Origin of the sequence: Francisella sp. LA112445, assembly GCF_012224145.1 — a bacterium.
In the GTDB taxonomy this organism is placed as follows: Bacteria; Pseudomonadota; Gammaproteobacteria; order Francisellales; family Francisellaceae; genus Francisella.
The window spans coordinates 539,952-560,281 of the sequence record NZ_CP041030.1; the positions used below are offsets into that span (position 1 = coordinate 539,952).

Consider the following 20,330-nt stretch of genomic DNA (forward strand, 5'->3'; position numbering starts at 1 on the left):
TATGCATAAAATATTTTACACATTCACAGATGAAGCACCTGCTTTAGCAACTGGATCTTTTTTACCAATAGTTGAGAGTTTTACAAAAACTGCAGATATAGAATTAGAAACTAAAGATATATCTCTAGCAGCGCGTATATTAGCTAATTTTAGTGATTACCTCTCAAATGAGCAAAAATGTTCTGATGATTTAGCTATATTAGGAGATCTAGCAAAAACTCCTGATGCTAATATTATTAAGCTTCCTAATATTAGTGCGTCAATACCTCAATTAACTGCAGCGATTAAAGAGCTTCAATTAAAAGGATATAAAATTCCTGATTATCCATTTGAACCAAAAGATGATAAAGAGCAAGAAGTTAAAGCACGCTACGCAAAAGTTCTAGGGAGTGCGGTTAATCCTGTGTTAAGAGAAGGTAACTCGGATCGTAGAGTTGCTGAAGCTGTTAAGAAATATGCTGAAAAGCATCCTCATTCAATGGGAGAGTGGACAAAAGACTCAAAGTCACATGTGACTAGTATGTCTGATAATGATTTTTATGCTAATGAGAAGTCTTATATTGTACCAAAAGCAACTACTGTAAAAATTGTACATACTTGTCCTAAAGGGGCTCAAACTGTTCTTAAAGAAGGTCTTGCTTTAGAAGAAAAAGAGATTCTTGATGCTACTAAAATCTCTGTAAAAGCTCTAAGAGAGTTTTATAAAGCTGAAATTGCAAAGGCTAAAAAAGAAGGAACACTACTTTCACTTCATCTAAAAGCTACAATGATGAAAGTCTCTGATCCAATATTATTTGGTCATGCAGTAGAAATATTTTTTGAAGATGTTTTCAAGAAATATGCTAAAGAATTTAAAGAACTAGGTGTTAATCCTCGTAATGGTTGGGGTGATGCTGTTGAGAAAATTAAACAGTTATCTCAAGATGTTCAAGACAAGATTAATGCTGATATCGAGAAAGTTTTTGCTAAGCAACCTGATATTGCTATGGTTAATTCTGATAAAGGGATTACAAACCTGAATGTACCAAGCGATGTAATTATTGATGCATCTATGCCTGCAGCTATCCGTTCATCTGGTAAGATGTGGAACAAGGCTGGCGAGCTTCAAGATATGAAAGCAATGATCCCAGATAGATGCTATGCTGGCGTGTATGCTGCGACTATTGACTTCTGTAAAGAAAATGGTGCTTTTGATGTTGCTACTATGGGAGATGTTTCAAATGTAGGGCTAATGGCTAAAAAAGCAGAAGAATATGGCTCTCACGATAAAACATTTGAAATCCAAGCTGAAGGTAAAGTAGAAGTAATTGATGCTGAAGGAAATGTAATATTTGAACATCAGGTTGAAAAAGGTGATATTTGGAGAGCGTGCCAAACAAAAGATATCGCTGTAAAAGATTGGGTGAAATTAGCAGTAAATAGAGCTAGAATTACACAAAATCCTGCTATTTTCTGGTTAGATTCAAATAGAGCACATGATAGAAATCTAATTGCTAAGGTAAATGAATATTTAACTCATCATGATACTACTGGCTTAGATATTCAAATTTTATCTCCAATTGAAGCAACTAAGTATTCATTAAAGAGGATGAAAGAAGGTAAAGATACTATCTCTGTTACAGGTAATGTTTTAAGAGATTATTTAACAGATCTTTTCCCAATTTTAGAACTTGGAACTTCTGCTAAGATGCTTTCAATAGTACCTCTTTTAGCTGGTGGTGGGTTGTTTGAAACTGGAGCAGGTGGGTCTGCTCCTAAGCATGTTGAGCAACTTATCAATGAGAATCATCTAAGATGGGATTCTTTAGGTGAGTTTTTAGCTTTGGGCGCATCATTAGAAGATTTAGCTATCAAAACTAGAGATGCTAAAATTAAAGTTTTAGCTGAAGCTTTAGCTCAAGCAAATCAAGAGTTTTTAGATAATGATAAGTCACCAAAACGTAAAGTTGGTGAGCTTGATACTCGTGGTAGCCATTTTTATTTAGCTTTTTATTGGGTGAAAGCTCTGGCTGAGCAGACAAGTGATACTGAGCTAAAAGCTAAGTTTGAACCAATCTATGCAGAGTTAAAAGCTAATGAAGATAAAATTGTTAAAGAGCTAGCAAATGTTCAAGGTAAAAAGGTTGATATTGGTGGTTATTACTATCCAGAAAAAGCTAAATTAAGTAATGTAATGCGTCCTAGCAAAACTTTAAATAGTATCATAGCAAAGCTTTAATTCCTTTAGTCAAAAATCATTCTTAAATTATGCTATACTTAACTTTTAAGTATAGAAGTCTACTCAAATTTTATGAAAATAAAAACATTGTTCTCTTTGGCAGAGCTTTTCTGGAATATATTTTTAGATATTTTCATTTTATTCTTTTTAGCTATTTTTGTGTTGGTTAGTAAATGTATTATGTTCTTTATGAGAATAATTAATGCAATTCTAAAAAAGACAGGTATAAAAAAGCGTTTAATGCAATAGCTTATGACTGTAGATAAGAAAAAGTATGCGGATTATCTTAATCAAATTCCAACTAAATTGCGTGGTAAATATATATCATTGCTAAAGAGAGGGAATATAGATTTTAACCTAGTGAAAGAATTAAATGATTTAGCTAAGCAAACTGATCAAAAAATATTACCTAAAATAACATACCCTGACTTACCAGTTGCTGAAAAAGTTGAAGATATAAAAGAGCTTATTCAGGAGAATCAGGTAATAGTTGTCGCTGGTGAAACAGGTTCGGGTAAGTCAACACAGCTACCTAAAATTTGCTTAGACTTAGGTCTGGGTAAACGAGGTTTAATAGGGCATACTCAACCAAGAAGAATAGCAGCTAGATCTATAGCAAATAGAGTTGCTAGTGAGATAGGGGATCAATCAAAAGTCTCTTTCAAAATACGTTTTTCTGATCAAACATCTGAAAATACTTTAATAAAGGTAATGACAGACGGTGTGTTGTTGTCTGAAATTAAAAACGATAGATTTTTATCTCAATATGAAGTTGTTATAATTGATGAGGCACATGAAAGAAGTTTGAATATCGATTTTCTTTTAGGTTGTATAAAGAAAATTTTACCATTTAGGCCTGATTTAAAAGTTATTATTACTTCAGCGACGATAGATCATCAAAAGTTTACAAGTTACTTTCAAAATTCTAAAGAAATTGCAGTTAGTGGTAGAACATATCCTGTAGAGATTCGTTATCAAGATGATGAAGATTTTGATGAGTTTTCAATGCAAGAAAGAATTTTATATGCAATTGATGAGTTAGGCAGGGGAGATATTTTAGTATTTTTACCAACAGAAAGAGATATTCATGAGACTTTAGCATATTTGAATAAGCAAGATCTTAGATTTACAGAAGTCTTACCTTTATTTTCAAGGTTGTCAAATAAGGATCAAAATAAGATATTCAATCCAGAAGGCTCGACTCGAAGAATTATTCTAGCTACTAATGTTGCTGAGACTTCTTTAACTGTTCCACGAATAAAATATGTGATTGATTCTGGCTTAGCTAGAGTTAGTAGATATAGTTATCGTACTAAAGTGCAGCGTTTACCTATAGAAAAAATATCTCAAGCTAGCGCAAATCAAAGAGCTGGACGTTGTGGAAGATTATCAGCAGGTGTGTGTATACGACTTTATAGTGAAGAGGATTTTAATAAGCGTAAAGAGTATACAGACCCTGAAATTTTGCGTACAAATTTAGCATCAGTTATCTTACAGATGTTATTTTTAAAGTTAGGTAGTATTCAAGAATTTCCATTCATAGATCCTCCAGACTCAAGGTTTGTTAAAGATGGCTTTAAGCTTCTGTTTGAATTACAAGCTATATCAGAACTTAACTATTCAAAACCAAAAATCACAGCTGATGGGATGAAAATGGCTATTATGCCTTTAGATCCAAAATTAGCAAAGATAGTTATCGAAGGCCATAGGCAAAATGTTCTAAAAGAAATAGTTTCAATTGTTAGTTTTTTAAGTGTACAAGATCCGCGTGAGAGACCTTTAAATTTTCAGCAAAAAGCAGATGAAAAGCATGCTGTTGATAAAGATAAGTCTTCTGATTTTATTGCTATTTTAAATTTAGCAAACAGGTTAAGCGCTGAGTTAAAAGGTTTATCAAATAAAGATAAAAAAGAGTATTTTAAAAAGAGCTTTATATCGCCAGTTCGGTTTAATGAGTGGAATGATATTTATAGGCAGATTGTTGAAGTTATTCATGGATTTGGTTGGAAGTTAAGTGATAGTGGTGATGAAATTAAATATGAAAATCTACACAAAGCTATAGCAAGTGGTTTTTTAAGTAATATTGGTTTTAACTATGAAAACGCGGAGTATTTAGGAGCCAGAGGACTTAAGTTTTTTATATTCCCAGCATCTTCGCAATTTAAGAAAAAGCCAAAGTGGTTGCTATCTTCCGAGATTGTTGAGACAACAAAAACCTATGCACGCAATGTTGCAAAAATAGAGCCTGAATGGTTGGAGGCTTTAGCTAAACATCTTGTTAAAAAGCACTATGATGAGCCCACTTGGAGTAAAAAGCGAAGATCTGTAGTCGTAAATGAAAGAGTTACACTCTACGGCTTAGAGATAGTTTCAAAAAGATCTGTTCAATATTCAAGAATAAACCCTCAAGATGCACGAGATATATTTATTAAGGAGGCTTTAGTAAATGGCGATTTTGAGTCTAATGCATATTTTTATCAGCAAAACTTAAAACTAATAGAACAAGTAGAAGAGCTTGAGAATAAATCGCGTAGGAAAGATATTTTAGTAGATGAGCAAGTGATGTATGAACATTATGATAAGCTTATCCCAGAAGATGTTTGTAGTGGTGTAACTTTTGATAAATGGTTAAAAACTATATCAAAAGATGAACAGCAAAAACTAGTTTTTGATTTAGATAATTTGATGCAACATGATGCTAAAGATGTTACGCAACAAAAGTTTCCAGATGTTTTAGCTATTGGGGAAATGCATTTACCGTTAGAGTATCACTTTGATCCACTGGATGAAAAGGATGGTGCAACAGTTACAGTACCAATTGTTTTTCTAAACGATATAGGCCCTAATGTATTAGAGTGGGGTGTGTATGGTTTTTTATATGATAAGGTTGTTGCGTTGTTAAGAGCTTTACCCAAAAATATCCGTAAAAATTGTGTGCCAGTACCAACTTATGCTCAAGCCATATTTGAGTCAATAGATTTTGATACAGATAGGTATAAACCATTAAAGTCAGTTATTGCAAAACATATTACAAGAATAGTTGGTTTTATAGTTGATGAAACTGTTTGGCAGGATGAAAACTTAGAAAAACATTTAATATTGAATATTAAGGTGGTTGATGAGAATGGTAAAGCATTAGCTATAGATAAAGATATAAATACTTTAAAACAGAAGCTTCAAGGTTTAGTACAAAAGCCAAAGCAAACCGTAGATGATAGGACTTATTATGACTGGGAATTTAGCGATTTTGAATATACAAGTCAAATCAAAGAATATGGAATAAGTGTAAAAGTATATAATTGCCTTGAAGAGTATAAAGGTGGTGTAAGGGTTTCTTACAAAGCAACTGAGCAAGAAGCTAAAGCTTGTATGCAGAGAGCATTAAAGAAATTAATTAAGTTACGTTTGCAAAATCATTTGTCAAAAAATATTAAAAGTAATGATTTGGCGAGTTTATCAATGTCACTAAAACTGAGTAACTCAAAAGATGATATTATTGATAAGGCGATAGATTTAAGTTTTTTTGAAAATGTTGAGCTTCCTTACACAAAAGCTAGATTTGAAAAACTTTATTGTAATGGATTGGGAAATTTTGATTTAAATAGATCTAAAGTTGAATCGTTAGTTTCAGAAATAATTAGATATAAAAATCAACTTGAGAAAAAACTTAATGTTAAAAAGATACCTTTTAATTTTATTCAGCTTTATACAGATCTTAAGAGTGAGTTGAGTGAGCTTTTTACTAATAACTACCTGTCTCAACCAATTAAATTTCTACAGCGTTATAAATACTATATTCAAGCCTTAGAGAATAGATTAGAAAAGGCTAAGTTTAACTTACAAAGAGATAAAGGATATCAAATAGAGGTTGATGAGCTTAGATTAAAATTAGAGAAAAAAATTAAGGCTAAGCACCTAAATAGCAAAGATAGTGAGATTATAAAGATTAATTCCCTAATTAGAGAGCTTTGGATTTCATGGTATTTGCAAAATATTAAAACTATAGAGTCGGTTTCACAGAAAAAAATTCAATATCAAATTACAGAGCTATAGAAGATGAGTAATGCTTTTGCTATAATCAAATGACCGTATCTTAGGTTTTGTATTACATGTCATTTCTTTGGGATAAAAGAGCTTTAAACTTTTATGTAATAATATTTTTAAGCTTTTTAACTGTAAGCTGGACGTTTTATGTTTTTAAGCAGCATATGAATGTTTACTTTCTAATAACAGTAGTTGTGCTTAGATGTTTATTATCATTCTTGCTATTAAGAGATTATATGGCTAGTTGGCGGAAATCTACGCAGAAAACTTTTCTTAGGAAAATATTTATAAATATCCCCGTTTTTGTAATTGTGGTTTTTATTTTCCACGGTAGAGTTGAGTTTTCTCTAATATTTTCTGAGTTTTTGTTTTATGTTTTTCTGATCAACTTAAGTGTATATTTGTATTGGTATAAGACCAATAAGAGCCCTATGATGAAAACAAAAGAAGCTATTATTTACGGAGCGGGGGCCGCTGGGACAAAAATAGCTCAAGAATTACTCTATACAGAATATAAAGTTAAGTATTTTGTTGATGATGATGTATCTCTTCAAAAAAGAAGCGTTAATGGTAGGAAAGTACTATCAAGAGATCAGTTGAGAAAGCTTCTATTATCTTCTAAATTTGACTTGCTTATTATTGCGTTGCCTAGAGCATATGAGAGTACAGTTAGAGATATTTGTAAAGAATATGAGAAAGATTTTGATCAGATTAAGATAATGCCTTCTCTTGAGAATGTTTTGCAAGATGAAAGTTTCATGTCACAGCTTAAACCTGTTTCATTATATGATTTGCTTGCTAGAGACTCAAAAAGTTTGGATAAAGAATCTATTTCAAATTTTATCAAAGGAAAGTCTGTTCTTATTACTGGTGCTGGTGGTAGTATTGGTTCTGAAATTGTTAGGCAGTGTATAAAGTATGAAGCTAAGCAATTAGTTTTACTTGATCATAGTGAGTTTAATTTATACAAGATCTCAGAAGAGTGCTCATTTTATAATATAAAAAGCGTTTTATGTTCTGTTTGTGATGTCGAGGCATTACAAGATGTTTTTGATAAATATTCTCCAAATATCGTATTTCATGCAGCAGCTTATAAGCATGTCCCTTTAGTTGAAGATAATATATCAAGAGCAATAAAAAATAATATATTAGGTACTAAGAATGTTATTGATTTAGCTATTGAGGCAAAAGTAGAGTCATTTATTCTTATCTCAACAGATAAAGCTGTGCGTCCAACGAATGTTATGGGCGCAACAAAGCGTGTATGTGAGCTATACTTGCAAAATGCTGAACCCGGAAATACTAAGCTAGCAGCAGTTCGTTTTGGGAATGTTTTAGGTAGTAGTGGTAGTGTGATTCCTAAATTTGAAGAGCAGCTTAAAAAAGGAGGTCCATTAACTGTTACTCATCCTGAAATCACTAGATATTTTATGTTAATTCCTGAGGCTTGTGAGTTAGTTCTTCAGGCAGGAGCAATAGCAAAAAACTCAGAAGTATTTGTTCTGAATATGGGTAAGCCTGTTAAAATATTAGACTTAGCAAAACAGTTTAAAAAACTCTCAGGTCGAGATGATGTTGAAATTGAGATAACTGGCTTAAGGCCTGGAGAGAAGCTCTATGAAGAGCTTTTAATTAATGAAGATGATATTTCTACAGCGTACAAGGATATTTTTATTGGTAGAAAGACGTTTTATGATATTGATAAGTTAAATTCAGATATATTTTTGTTGATAAAAGAATTTGATAAAATAAAAGCATTAAGGCATATTGTGCCAGAATTTGAACATAGGTTGAATAGTTAGTTATGAGTGATCGTATTTATTTGTCATCGCCTCACATGTCAGAAGAAGGTTATGAAAAAAAATTTGTTAATGAGGCTTTTGAAACAAATTGGATAGCACCATTAGGAAAAAATGTTGATAACTTTGAAAAAGAGTTGGCTGAATATACTGGTTGTGGTTATGCTGCTGCTTTAAGCTCTGGTACAGCTGCCTTACATTTGGCACTTAAGATATTAGGTATTTCAAAAGGAGATATTGTTTTATGTCAGTCTATTACATTCTCTGCTAGTGCAAACCCAATTATTTATCAAAATGCTACACCTGTATTTATAGATAGTGAACAGAATACTTGGAATATTTGTCCACTAGCATTAGAGGAGGCATTGAAGAAATATCCTAATACTAAAGCGGTTGTAGCGGTTAATTTATATGGAGTGGCAGCAGAACTGGATAAAATAAAGAAGCTCTGTGAAAAATATAATGTCTTCTTGGTAGAGGATGCAGCTGAAAGTCTAGGTAGTTTTTATAAGAGTAAAGCTACCGGAACTTACGGAGATATAGGTATATATTCATTTAATGGTAATAAGATTATTACAACATCAGGTGGTGGTATGCTTGTTACTAAAAATAAAGAATGGGCAGATAAAGCAAGATTCTACGCAACACAATCAAGAGAAAATAAGCCGTACTATGAGCATAAAGAGCTTGGGTTTAACTATAGGATGAGTAATGTCTGTGCAGGAATTGGTAGAGGTCAGCTAAAGGTTTTGAGTGATAGGGTTTCTAAGAAAACATATATTTATAACTTTTATAAAACTGAATTATCTGAGATTTCTTTTATTAAGTTTGTGAGCCCTTTAATCGGAGATTCTCCAAACTATTGGCTTAGTTGTATACTTGTTGATTCCGCTGAGAGAAAAAAGAAGATTATTGAAAAACTTGCTAGTGAAAATATCGAGGCTAGACACCTGTGGAAGCCAATGCATATGCAACCATTTTTCAAGGATTGTGATTTTGTTGGAGTAGACGTGGCAGAAAAGCTGTTTGAGCTAGGGTTATGTTTGCCGAGTGATTCAAAAATGACTGATAATGATTTATTAAAAGTTGTAAGTATAATAAAAGAGGTATGTGATGCCTAAGAAGACATTATATACCTTATTCTTTAAAAGATTTTTAGATATTGTTTTATCTTTGATGGCATTGATTATATTATCACCAGTTATTTTGGTTTTAGCTATGTTGATAAGATTCAAGCTTGGTTCTCCGGTTCTGTTTAAGCAGGCGAGACCTGGAAAAGATGAGAAAATATTTAATCTCTATAAGTTTAGGACAATGACTGATGCGAGAGATGCTGATGGTAACCTACTCCCAGATTCAGCGAGGCTTACAAAGTTTGGTAAATTTATAAGAAGCACCTCTTTAGATGAACTGCCAAGTCTAATAAATATTTTAAAGGGTGATATGAGTATAGTTGGTCCTAGGCCTTTGCTTGTTGAGTATCTGGAGTTATATAGTTATAAGCAAAGAAAAAGGCATATTGTAAGACCTGGTTTGACAGGGTGGGCTCAGATCAATGGTAGAAATGCGACTACATGGCAAGCAAGGTTTGAGAATGATATTTACTATGTATCAAATGTAAGCTTTGCACTTGATACTAAAATAATTTTAAAAACTTTTGTAAAAGTTTTTAAAAGAAGTGGTGTTAGCTCTAGTGATAGTGTAACTATGGAGAAGTTTGAAGGCAATGAATAAACTTCTGATTATTGGTGCTGGAGGACATGGTAAGGTTGTTTACGATATTGCTGAAAGTACAAAAAGATTTGATGAGATATGTTTTTTGGACGATGCTGCGACAGGTGCTTTTTATAAGAGCGAGATTATTGGTTCCAGTTTGGATGTTGATAAGTATAAAGAAGAATGCTCTTTCATAGTTGCTGTAGGCTCTAATGCAGTTAGAAAAAAAGTTCAGTCTAGGGTGGTCAGAGATAAATTAGAAACCATAATTCATCCAACTGCAATTATTTCTGATAGTGCTAAAATTGGTAAGGGTACAATTATAATGTCAGGCGTTGTGGTGAATGCTGATGCTAAAATAGGAGATGGTGTTATAGTAAATACAGCTAGTGTTATTGAGCATGATAGTAGCATTGGTGATTTTTGTCATATATCACCTAATGCAACTATATGTGGAACAGTTAATATGGCCCAGAATACTTGGATTGGTGCTGGATCAACTGTTATAAATAATATAAATATTTGTGCTGATGTAGTTGTTGGTGCAGGCTCAGTAGTTGTTTCTGATATTAATAATAAGGGTACTTATAAAAGTATTATAAAATAGTTGTTTATAGTTTTAAGATAGGGATGAATGCATAATGAAGCAAATATTACAGGATATGTCTAGTGGTAATACATCAATAGTAGAGGCTCCTAGTCCGAATGTAGCAAAAGGTGGTTTACTTATTTTAACTAGTAAATCATTAATTTCAGCAGGTACAGAAAGGATGTTGGTTAACTTTGGTAAGTCTTCTTTAATTGATAAAGCTAGGCAGCAACCCGAAAAAGTAAAAATGGTTTTGGATAAGGTTAAAACTGATGGAATCATGACTACATATTCCGCTGTAAAATCAAAATTAAACCAACCTATACCTTTGGGTTATTGTAATGTTGGAGTTGTAAGAGAAGTTGGCGCTGGTGTGTCGGAGTTCGTTAAAGGAGACAGGGTGGTTTCAAACGGTAGCCATTCGGATGTTGTTAATGTACCCAAAAACCTTTGTGCTAAGGTGCCTGATTCAGTTACAGATGAAGAAGCGTCTTTTACAGTCGTTGCAAGTATAGGTTTGCAAGGTATTAGGCTGGTTCAGCCGACACTTGGAGAAAAAATTGTAGTAGTTGGAGCAGGGTTAATAGGTTTATTAACCGTACAGATGTTAATAGCTAACGGTTGTAGTGTCTTAGCAATTGATTTTAATGAGAATAAACTGAACCTTGCTAAAGAATTTGGTGCGGAAATATGTAATCCTTCTAAAGGTGAGGACCCAGTTGTCATAGCAAATGATTTTAGTAAAGGATTTGGAGTTGATGGGGTTATAATTACTGCTTCTACAAAAGAGTCTGAACCTGTTGCTCAGGCTGCAAAGATGTCAAGAAAAAGAGGACGTATTGTGCTTGTTGGAGTCACGGGTTTGGAGTTGAATAGATCTGACTTCTATGAGAAAGAATTGAGCTTTCAAGTGTCGTGCTCTTATGGCCCAGGTAGATATGACTCTAATTATGAAGACAAAGGTAATGATTACCCTATAGGCTATGTAAGATGGACAGAACAGCGTAATTTTGAAGCTGTTTTGGAGATGTTAAGTAAAAAGCAACTAAATATTAAGCCTTTAATTACTCATAGGTTTGAATTTGAGGATGCTATTAATGCGTATGATGTGTTAACTACAGAGCATAATAGTCTTGGGGTGATATTGAACTACTCATCTTCTATTGAGTCTAGAATTAGTAGTAGTGTACTTCTTGAAGCTTCTAAAGATGTTTATGTGACATGTAAATCGAAGGAGCCTTGCGTTGGATTTATAGGCGCAGGCAATTATGCTTCAAGAGTTTTGATTCCAGCATTTAAAAAGGCAAATGCTAATCTTCATGAGATAGTTGCGTCAGGCGGAACCAATGCTGTAATACATGGAAATAAAATGGGTTTTAAAGTAGCATCTAGTAACTCAAGTAGTGTTTTTGAATCAGATGAAATAAATACAGTGGTTATTGCTACTAGACATAATACTCATGCAAAATTTGTTAAAAGAGCTATAGAAACGGGAAAAGATATATTTGTTGAAAAGCCATTGGCATTAACAATCTCGGATGTTGAAGATATTGAAAGTATTTATTATAAAAAGCGAAAGAGTAATGAAGCTCCTAGGTTAATGGTAGGTTTTAATAGAAGATTTTCTCCACATATTCAAAAAATGAAAACATTGCTCGATACTATAAGAAGCCCTAAAAGTTTTATAATGACTATGAATGCCGGAAGTATTCCCACTGATCATTGGACTCAACAAGATGATATAGGTGGCGGAAGGATTATTGGTGAAGCTTGTCACTTTATAGATCTTATGAGATTTTTGGCAGATAGCAAAATATCTTCAGTGAATGCTGTATGTATCGAAAATAAAAGTATAGGCACGGTTGAAAGAGATAGTGCTGCTATAACTTTAAAGTTTGAAGATGGTTCTTTTGGGACTATTTTTTATCTTGCTAATGGTGCTAGTAATTTCCCTAAAGAAAGAGTCGAAGTGTTTGCCGCAGGTAAGACAATTCAACTTGATAATTTTAGAATTATGACGGGTTACGGGTGGAAAGAATTTAAAAAACATAAACTGTTTAAACAAGATAAGGGACAGAATGCTTGTGCACAAGCATTTATTGATAGTATTCGTAACGGTCTAGAAAGTCCTATTCCTGTAGAGGAAATATTTGAAGTAGCCAAAATCACTATAAGAGCGGATAGTTTATTAAAAGGACACAAAGATTAATGTTTTTTTTGAAAATTAGGACAGCTTTATTAATTGGTATAGTTAATATCTTAAGAGTGCTAAATTATAGGCTGTTGTTGAAAATAAGCATGCATCCAGTTCAAAGTTTGAAACCTCAGAAAGTTACTGTGGATAATGTGTTTAATCTTGATAAAAGCTTTTCGAATAATTCAAAATATAACAAGAAATTTAATTCATTTTTGCTGGAGTGCTGCACTGATTTAAGGATTGTTGATGATAAACCAGACTGGTTTTACAATGTGTATACGAATAAAAGGTTCTTAGATATTAATAAAGATTGGTTCGATATTCCAGACTTTAGTTCTAATGGAGACATAAAAGGAATCTGGGAAGCTTCTAGATTTAGTTGGGTAATTAAGTTTTCGTATCTTGCTAAAAATCACAAATCAAATTTTTTTATTTTAAAGATAAATGATTGGATTCGTGATTGGTATAGTAATAATTTAGCTTATAAAGGCCCTAACTGGAAATGTGGTCAAGAAGCATCTATTAGGGTGATTCATTTGATTGGAGCTTTAATGGCATTGAGTCAGATTCGGACATGTGGTTCAGAAATGATTAATTTTCTTGAGTTACATCTTAAAAGAATTTACCCAACACTTAGCTATGCAAAAGCTCAGGATAATAACCATGGAACATCTGAGGCTGTGGCATTATATATAGGGTCAGAGCTGTTGAAAATATATTCACCTAAGAGTAAAGAGTATAATAAGTGGTCAAAAAAAGGACGTCAACTACTAGAGAATAGGGTTAATAGATTGATCTTCAAAGATGGTGGATTTAGTCAGTATTCTATTAATTATCATAGACTTATGCTTGACGCTATTAGTTTTGCAGAGATTATGAGATTAAAGCTTGATTTAGAGCCATTTTCGGAAAATTTTTATAAGAAAATGGCAGCAGCCACTGATTGGTTGCATGTGGTAATTCAGGAGGATGGAGATGTTCCTAATTTGGGTGCTAATGATGGTGCAATGTTGTTTTCTTTGCCTAATGTGGACTATCGAGATTTTAGGCCCTCATTATATCTTTCTAGTTTAGTTTTTAAGAAAAGTACCCTCGGAGATAATTCGGTTCTTGCTGAATACCTTAATTTAGATGTCTCGGAGAATATCTGTTGTAAGGATTTGCAAAGCAACTTTATTTTAGAGGATAGTGGGCTTGCTATTTTCAGAACAAATAAAGTATTTGCATTACTTAAAGTTCCGAATTTTAGGTTTAGACCAAGTCAAAGCGATATTTTACATCTCGACTTATGGGTCAAAGGAGTGAATATTTTAAGAGATTCAGGAACTTATAGTTATAACTCAAGTCCTGAAGATATGAGATACTTTGGTGGTGTTAGAGGACATAATACAGTATGCTTTGATCATCGTGATCAGATGCCTAGACTAGGTCGTTTTCTTTTTGGAGCATGGCCTAAGGTTTCATTGCTTGAATATTCTGAAAACTCCGTAAAATGTGGATATGAAGATTATAAAGGGTGTAACCATACTAGAGAAATTAATTTTAAAAATAAAGATAATATGATCGAAGTCATAGATGATGTTTCTGGTTTTGAAAGTGAGGCCGTTATATACTGGCATTTGCCATTAGTTGATTATAAGCTTGAAGGGAGTAAGTTAACTACAGCGCTATTTTCTTTAGAAATTTATTCAGATGCTAAGACTTCTTTAGAGATTTTATCTGGAGAAGAATCAAGATATTATTACAAAAAAGATAAACAGCATTTATTAAAAGTGGTAGTTTCTGAGCAAGCAGAAGTATTAACGACTATTAAATTTGGAGATTGATTTGAAGGTTTTATATTTTCATCAGCATTTTTCTACACCAAAAGGTTCTACTGGAATTCGTTCATATGCTATGGCAAAAGCATTAGTGAAAGAAGGGCATGATGTTACCATGGTATGTGGGTCTATGAATATGGGTGAGACTGGTCTTAATGAAGAGTTTATTAAGGGTATACGTAAAGGAGAGGTGGAAGGCATCAATATTATTGAGTTTTGTTTACCTTACTCAAATAAGCTATCTTTTTATGGTCGTATTAAGGTATTTCTTAGCTTTGTCATTAAGTCTATAAAGGTTGCGTTAAAGGACGATTATGATATTGTGTTTGCAACAACAACTCCTTTAACTGCAGGAATTCCAGGGATTTTTGCAAAGATTTTCAGAGGAAAGAAATTTGTCTTTGAAGTTAGAGATTTGTGGCCAGAATTACCTAGAGCTATGGGAGTTATAAATAATCGTTTATTATTGTTTTTAATGTCTATACTTGAGTGGTGCTCATATAGGTGTGCTGATAAATTAATAGGACTTTCTCCTGGTATTGTTGATGGTATAGCTAAACGAGGAGTCTCTAGAGATAATATAAAATTAATACCTAATGGGTGCGATTTAGATATTTTTTCTAATCCTCAAAACACTCAGTATATACCAGATGGTATAAAGAATGATGATTTTCTAGCTATTTTTTCTGGGACTCATGGTATAGCTAATGGGTTAGAAACTTTGATTAATGTTGCGATAGAGTTAAAAGGTAGACCATCTAATAATGTAAAAATTATATTGGTTGGTGATGGTATGCTAAAAAAAGATTTACAGATTAAGGCAGCTAAATATAAGTTAGATAATATTCTATTTCATGATCCAGTAGATAAACAAAAATTAGCAAAACTATATAAAAGAGCTAATGTTGGTTTGCAAATATTAAAAAATATTCCGGCTTTTTATTTTGGTACATCACCCAATAAATTTTTTGATTATATATCTGCGGGTTTACCTGTGATTAATAACTATCCTGGATGGGTTGCAGATCTCATAGAAGAAAATGATTGTGGTTATGTTGTGCCACCTGATAACTTTAAAGAATTTTCAGATATATTGATAAATATGTCAGAAAATAGAGCTGAGCTTAAAAAGATGTCAATTAATTCACGTGAGTTAGCAAATAAGTTTGATAGAAATAAGCTATCGTCCGATTTTGTTAGATGGGTTGTTAATTAATGTTTAAACAGGAAAAATAAATGAAAAAAATACTTTTAGTCTTTGGTACACGCCCAGAAGCTATTAAAATGACTCCCTTGGTTAAAGCGTTTAAAAATGATAAAGAGTTTGATGCTAGAGTTTGTGTTACATCACAGCATAGAGAAATGTTGGATCAGGTTTTAGATATATTTAATATTGTTCCAGAATATGATTTAAATATAATGAGTCCAGGTCAAGACTTATTTGATGTTACTACAAAAGTGATTATGGGGATGAGAGAAGTTTTAAAAAAATTTAGAGCAGATGTAATGGTCGTTCATGGTGATACAACTACAACTGCTGCTGCAAGCCTTGCTGCTTTTTATGAAAGAGTAAAGGTGGCACACGTAGAAGCTGGGTTAAGAACTAATGATTTGTATTCTCCATGGCCAGAAGAAGCTAATAGACAAATAACTGGTGTTTTAGCAAATTATCATTTTGCACCTACTGAGCTTTCTAAGCAAAACTTAATAAAAGAAAATAAAAAAGAAGATAGTATTATTGTTACTGGTAATACAGTCATAGATGCCTTATTTTTAACACTAAAGAAAATTCAAGATGATAGTAGGTTGAGGAATAGTATAGTAAAGTCAATAGAGCAGGAATATAAATTCCAGGGGAATAAGAAAATAATATTGGTAACGGGGCATAGACGAGAAAATTTTGGAGAAGGCTTCTTAAATATATGTAAAGCCATAAAAAAGATAGCATTAGAGAACCCTGAAGTGGATATTGTCTATCCGGTCCATTTGAATCCAAATGTTCAAACTCCAGTAAGAGAAATTCTTTCAGGCTTAACTAATGTATTTCTAATAAATCCACTGCAATATGAATGTTTTATATATATGATGAAGCAATCATATTTAATTTTGACAGATAGTGGAGGTGTTCAAGAGGAAGCACCATCTCTAGGAAAACCTGTCTTAGTTATGAGGAATAATACAGAAAGACCTGAAGCTGTAGCAACGGGAACTGTAAAACTTGTTGGAACTTCTTCAATTACTATTTTTGAACAGGTTCAGAAACTCTTAAGTAATAAATCAGAATATGATAAGATGTCATCAGCCTCTAATCCATATGGAGATGGCTACTCTTCAGTTAGAATTGTTAATTTTATAAAAGGCATTGATTAAATGATAAGTGAAAAAACAGTGTGCGTTTTGGGATTAGGATATATTGGTTTGCCAACTGCGGCTTTGTTAGCTAATAGGGGTTATTATGTCCATGGTGTTGATATATCTGAAAATGTTGTTGATACTATTAATAAAGGGAATATACATATAGTTGAACCAGAACTTGATACATTTGTAAGTGCAGCGGTTAAAAGTGGTAAATTAAAAGCTTCTTTAACTCCTGTGGTAGCAGATGTTTTCATAATAGCTGTACCAACCCCCTTTCATGATGACTATGTTCCAAATTTAGATTATGTTAAGTCTGCAACTAAAGCTATTTCAGGATATGTGAAAAAAAATGATTTAATAATACTTGAGTCAACATCTCCCGTAGGTACAACTGAGTTAGTAGAAAAAGAATTAATTGAGGAGGGTGTTGACACTTCTGTGTTGAATATAGCTCATTGTCCAGAAAGAGTATTGCCCGGTCATATAATTAGGGAGTTGGTAGAAAATGACAGGATTGTTGGAGGGTTGACAAAGCAGGCTACAAAGGTTGCTAGTAAATTTTATAGAGAGTTTATAGAAGGAGATGTTTTAGAGACAGACGCAAGAACTGCTGAGATGGCTAAATTAACTGAGAATTCTTTTAGAGATACAAATATAGCTTTTGCTAATGAACTAAGTATGCTTTGTGATAAGTTTGATATAGATGTATGGGAACTTATAAATTTAGCAAATAAGCATCCTCGTGTGAGTATTTTAAGCCCTGGTCCAGGTGTGGGCGGACATTGTATAGCTGTTGATCCTTGGTTTATAGTTCATGCTGGTAAAGATACTGCAAAATTAATTAGAACGTCTAGAGAAGTAAATAATTACAAAACAAAATGGGTTATTGAAAAAATCAAGAGTGCAACTTTGTCTTTCGAAATTGCAAAAGGTAGGAAGCCTGTGGTTGCGTGTATGGGGTTATCATTTAAACCGGATATAGATGATTTAAGAGAGTCTCCTGCTCTTTATATTGTAAGAGAACTTATAAAAGATGGATTAAATATTTTAGCTGTTGAGCCAAATTTGCAAACTAGTAGAGAGATAGAATTAGTAGATTATAAATTAGCTATAAAAAAGGCTGATATTATTGTGTTTTTGGTTGGACATCGGGAGTTTAATGAAATTGATATATATGATAGGCAGATTATTGATTTTTGCGGTATTAAGAGGTAGTTATTATGAATTTATATGAATCTATTTTAAATAAAAAAGAGAAAATATCTTTAGTAGGGCTTGGATATGTCGGTTTACCTATTGCTATATCTTTCGCAAAAAAAGTTGATGTTATTGGTTTCGATATTTGTAAGGTAAAGGTTCAACAATATAAGGATGGTTTTGATCCAACAAAGGAAGTTGGCAATGATGCGGTTAAAAATACTACAATGAAGTTTACTTGTGATGAGGCTGAATTAAAAAAATGTAAGTTCCATATTGTGGCAGTGCCTACTCCAGTACGAGCTGATAAAACTCCAGATTTAACACCTATAATAAATGCTAGTAGGACTTTAGGTAGAAATCTTGTAAGAGGTGCTTATGTTGTATATGAGTCGACTGTTTATCCAGGGGTCACAGAGGATATATGTGTACCAATACTAGAGAGTGAGTCTGGACTTAAGTGTGGGATTGATTTTAAGGTTGGTTACTCACCAGAGAGAATTAACCCAGGTGATAAAGTGCATAGGTTAGAGACAATTATAAAGGTTGTCTCTGGTATGGATGATGAGTCCTTAGAGCTTATTGCAAAAGTGTATGAGCTAGTAGTTGATGCAGGTGTGCATAGAGCAAATAGTATAAAAGTAGCTGAGGCTGCAAAAGTTATAGAGAACTCTCAAAGAGATGTCAATATAGCTTTTGTAAATGAATTATCAATTATTTTTAATGAAATGGGGATAGATACTTTAGATGTTTTAGAGGCAGCAGGAACTAAATGGAATTTCTTAAATTTTAAGCCAGGTCTTGTAGGAGGGCATTGTATAGGTGTGGATCCTTATTATCTGACATATAAAGCTGCTGAGCTTGGATATCATTCTCAGGTTATATTATCGGGGCGTAGAATAAATGACGGTATGGGTAAATTTGTAATAGAAAATTTAGTTAAAAAGATAATATCAGCCGATATTCCTGTTAAAAAGGCTAAGGTTGCTATTTTTGGATTTACATTTAAAGAAGATTGTCCTGATACAAGAAATACTCGTGTGATAGATATGGTAGATGAGCTTAATGAATATGGAATAACCCCTTATATTATTGATCCAGTAGCAGATAAAGAAGAAGCTAAGCATGAGTATGGATTAGAGTTTGATAACTTAAAAGACGTCTCAAATTTAGATGCTATTATAGTTGCAGTTAGGCATGAAGAGTTTAAATCTTTATCTAAGCAAGAGTTAGATAAATTGTATGCAAAAAATACTAAAAAAATTATCTTTGATATTAAAGGTAGTCTAAATAGGCTAGAGTTTGAGGAAGATTATATATACTGGAGATTATAATGTCATACAAGAATGTTAACTTTCCTGAAGAAAGCTTGTTTTTAGTAACAGGTGGGGCTGGTTTTATCGGTTCTAACCTTTGTGAGGCACTTTTATTGAAGGGTGTTAAGGTGAGATGTCTTGATAATTTATCTACTGGGCATTACCGTAATATCGAAATATTATTAGATAATCCTAATTATGAGTTTGTAAAAGGTGATATTCGCGAGCTAGAAGATTGTGAAAAAGCTTGTAAAGGAGTAGATTATGTTTTGCATCAAGCTGCTTGGGGAAGTGTGCCAAGAAGTGTTGAGATGCCTTGGATATATGAAGATATAAATATTAAAGGAACTCTTAATATGTTAGAAGCTGCTAAGAGAAACAATGTTAAAAAATTTGTTTATGCTTCTAGTTCATCAGTATATGGAGATGAACCAAATCTACCTAAAGTAGAAGGTAGAGAGGGAAGTGTTTTATCCCCTTATGCACTTACAAAGAAAGCTAATGAGGAGTGGGCTAAGCTATATACCATGTTATATGGTTTAGATACTTATGGCATGAGATACTTTAATGTTTTCGGTCGTAGGCAAGATCCAAATGGTGCTTATGCTGCAGTTATACCAAAATTTATAAAGCAACTACTGAATGATGAGGCTCCAATAATAAATGGTGATGGTAAACACTCGAGAGATTTTACATATATAGAAAATGTAATTGAAGCTAACTTAAAAGCATGTTTGGCTAGTAGTAAGTGTGCTGGAGAAGTGTTTAATATTGCTTATGGAGGTAGGGAATATTTGATAGATCTTTATAATGTACTTTGTAAATGTTTAAATAAAAGTATTGAGCCTATATTTGGTCCTGATAGAGTTGGTGATATAAAGCATAGTAATGCAGATATTTCCAAGGCTAAGAAGATGCTTGGTTACAATCCTGATTATGATTTTGAATCAGGTATTAGAGGTTTGATTGAATACTTAATATAAAACTTGTATGGAGTGAGTAAAATAGATCATTCGGTTCAGTTACTCTAGTAAAAGTAGAGAGATTAGTGAATGTTGCTGCGATGAATATTTAGA

Annotated in this window: 13 protein-coding genes; all 13 read left to right on the forward strand. The window is 32.9% G+C overall.

Features of this window, described 5'->3' with window-relative positions:
* Position 1 precedes the first annotated feature (1 nt).
* Positions 2 to 2,218, forward strand: a complete 2,217-nt coding sequence (locus FIP56_RS02695) for an NADP-dependent isocitrate dehydrogenase (RefSeq protein ID WP_192577432.1) — start codon at positions 2 to 4, stop codon at positions 2,216 to 2,218.
* 252 nt (positions 2,219 to 2,470) lie between these two features.
* The gene (gene hrpA, locus FIP56_RS02700) at positions 2,471 to 6,271 is read left to right on the forward strand and encodes an ATP-dependent RNA helicase HrpA (RefSeq protein WP_192577433.1); all 3,801 of its coding nucleotides are present in this window, start codon (positions 2,471 to 2,473) and stop codon (positions 6,269 to 6,271) included.
* A 56-nt stretch (positions 6,272 to 6,327) separates the two neighbouring features.
* Entirely contained in the window at positions 6,328 to 8,064 is a 1,737-nt protein-coding gene (locus FIP56_RS02705; RefSeq protein WP_192577434.1) for a nucleoside-diphosphate sugar epimerase/dehydratase, read from the forward strand.
* 2 nt (positions 8,065 to 8,066) lie between these two features.
* Positions 8,067 to 9,182 carry an aminotransferase class I/II-fold pyridoxal phosphate-dependent enzyme gene (locus FIP56_RS02710; protein WP_192577435.1) on the forward strand — a complete coding sequence of 372 codons (1,116 nt, stop codon included), beginning with the start codon at positions 8,067 to 8,069 and terminating at the stop codon, positions 9,180 to 9,182.
* Complete coding sequence (locus tag FIP56_RS02715) at positions 9,175 to 9,795, forward strand: sugar transferase (RefSeq protein WP_192577436.1); 621 nt, start codon at positions 9,175 to 9,177, stop codon at positions 9,793 to 9,795. The genes FIP56_RS02710 and FIP56_RS02715 overlap by 8 nt, the downstream gene beginning before the upstream one ends.
* Positions 9,788 to 10,384 carry an acetyltransferase gene (locus FIP56_RS02720; RefSeq protein ID WP_192578839.1) on the forward strand — a complete coding sequence of 199 codons (597 nt, stop codon included), beginning with the start codon at positions 9,788 to 9,790 and terminating at the stop codon, positions 10,382 to 10,384. The genes FIP56_RS02715 and FIP56_RS02720 overlap by 8 nt, the downstream gene beginning before the upstream one ends.
* A gap of 34 nt (positions 10,385 to 10,418) precedes the next feature.
* Complete coding sequence (locus tag FIP56_RS02725; protein ID WP_192577437.1) at positions 10,419 to 12,575, forward strand: bi-domain-containing oxidoreductase; 2,157 nt, start codon at positions 10,419 to 10,421, stop codon at positions 12,573 to 12,575.
* The gene (locus tag FIP56_RS02730; protein ID WP_192577438.1) at positions 12,575 to 14,389 is read left to right on the forward strand and encodes an alginate lyase family protein; all 1,815 of its coding nucleotides are present in this window, start codon (positions 12,575 to 12,577) and stop codon (positions 14,387 to 14,389) included. Before FIP56_RS02725 ends, FIP56_RS02730 begins: the two co-directional genes overlap by 1 nt.
* Before the next feature lies 1 nt (position 14,390).
* Positions 14,391 to 15,599, forward strand: coding sequence for a glycosyltransferase family 4 protein (locus tag FIP56_RS02735; protein ID WP_192577439.1), 1,209 nt, complete (start codon positions 14,391 to 14,393; stop codon positions 15,597 to 15,599).
* A 20-nt stretch (positions 15,600 to 15,619) separates the two neighbouring features.
* Positions 15,620 to 16,753: a UDP-N-acetylglucosamine 2-epimerase (non-hydrolyzing) gene (gene wecB / locus FIP56_RS02740; protein ID WP_192577440.1), complete on the forward strand. Its 1,134-nt coding sequence runs from the start codon at positions 15,620 to 15,622 to the stop codon at positions 16,751 to 16,753.
* Positions 16,754 to 17,956, forward strand: coding sequence for a UDP-N-acetyl-D-mannosamine dehydrogenase (wecC, locus tag FIP56_RS02745; protein WP_192577441.1), 1,203 nt, complete (start codon positions 16,754 to 16,756; stop codon positions 17,954 to 17,956).
* A gap of 5 nt (positions 17,957 to 17,961) precedes the next feature.
* Positions 17,962 to 19,272, forward strand: coding sequence for a nucleotide sugar dehydrogenase (locus FIP56_RS02750; protein WP_192577442.1), 1,311 nt, complete (start codon positions 17,962 to 17,964; stop codon positions 19,270 to 19,272).
* Positions 19,272 to 20,237, forward strand: coding sequence for an SDR family oxidoreductase (locus FIP56_RS02755; RefSeq protein WP_192577443.1), 966 nt, complete (start codon positions 19,272 to 19,274; stop codon positions 20,235 to 20,237). The genes FIP56_RS02750 and FIP56_RS02755 overlap by 1 nt, the downstream gene beginning before the upstream one ends.
* Positions 20,238 to 20,330: the final 93 nt, after the last annotated feature.

Coding starts and splice junctions, on each gene's coding strand:
- FIP56_RS02695 (WP_192577432.1), top strand. CDS start 2: ATGCATAAAATATTTTACACATTCACAGATGAAGCACCTGCTTTAGCA.
- hrpA (WP_192577433.1), top strand. CDS start 2,471: ATGACTGTAGATAAGAAAAAGTATGCGGATTATCTTAATCAAATTCCA.
- FIP56_RS02705 (WP_192577434.1), top strand. CDS start 6,328: ATGTCATTTCTTTGGGATAAAAGAGCTTTAAACTTTTATGTAATAATA.
- FIP56_RS02710 (WP_192577435.1), top strand. CDS start 8,067: ATGAGTGATCGTATTTATTTGTCATCGCCTCACATGTCAGAAGAAGGT.
- FIP56_RS02715 (WP_192577436.1), top strand. CDS start 9,175: ATGCCTAAGAAGACATTATATACCTTATTCTTTAAAAGATTTTTAGAT.
- FIP56_RS02720 (WP_192578839.1), top strand. CDS start 9,788: ATGAATAAACTTCTGATTATTGGTGCTGGAGGACATGGTAAGGTTGTT.
- FIP56_RS02725 (WP_192577437.1), top strand. CDS start 10,419: ATGAAGCAAATATTACAGGATATGTCTAGTGGTAATACATCAATAGTA.
- FIP56_RS02730 (WP_192577438.1), top strand. CDS start 12,575: ATGTTTTTTTTGAAAATTAGGACAGCTTTATTAATTGGTATAGTTAAT.
- wecB (WP_192577440.1), top strand. CDS start 15,620: ATGAAAAAAATACTTTTAGTCTTTGGTACACGCCCAGAAGCTATTAAA.
- wecC (WP_192577441.1), top strand. CDS start 16,754: ATGATAAGTGAAAAAACAGTGTGCGTTTTGGGATTAGGATATATTGGT.
- FIP56_RS02750 (WP_192577442.1), top strand. CDS start 17,962: ATGAATTTATATGAATCTATTTTAAATAAAAAAGAGAAAATATCTTTA.
- FIP56_RS02755 (WP_192577443.1), top strand. CDS start 19,272: ATGTCATACAAGAATGTTAACTTTCCTGAAGAAAGCTTGTTTTTAGTA.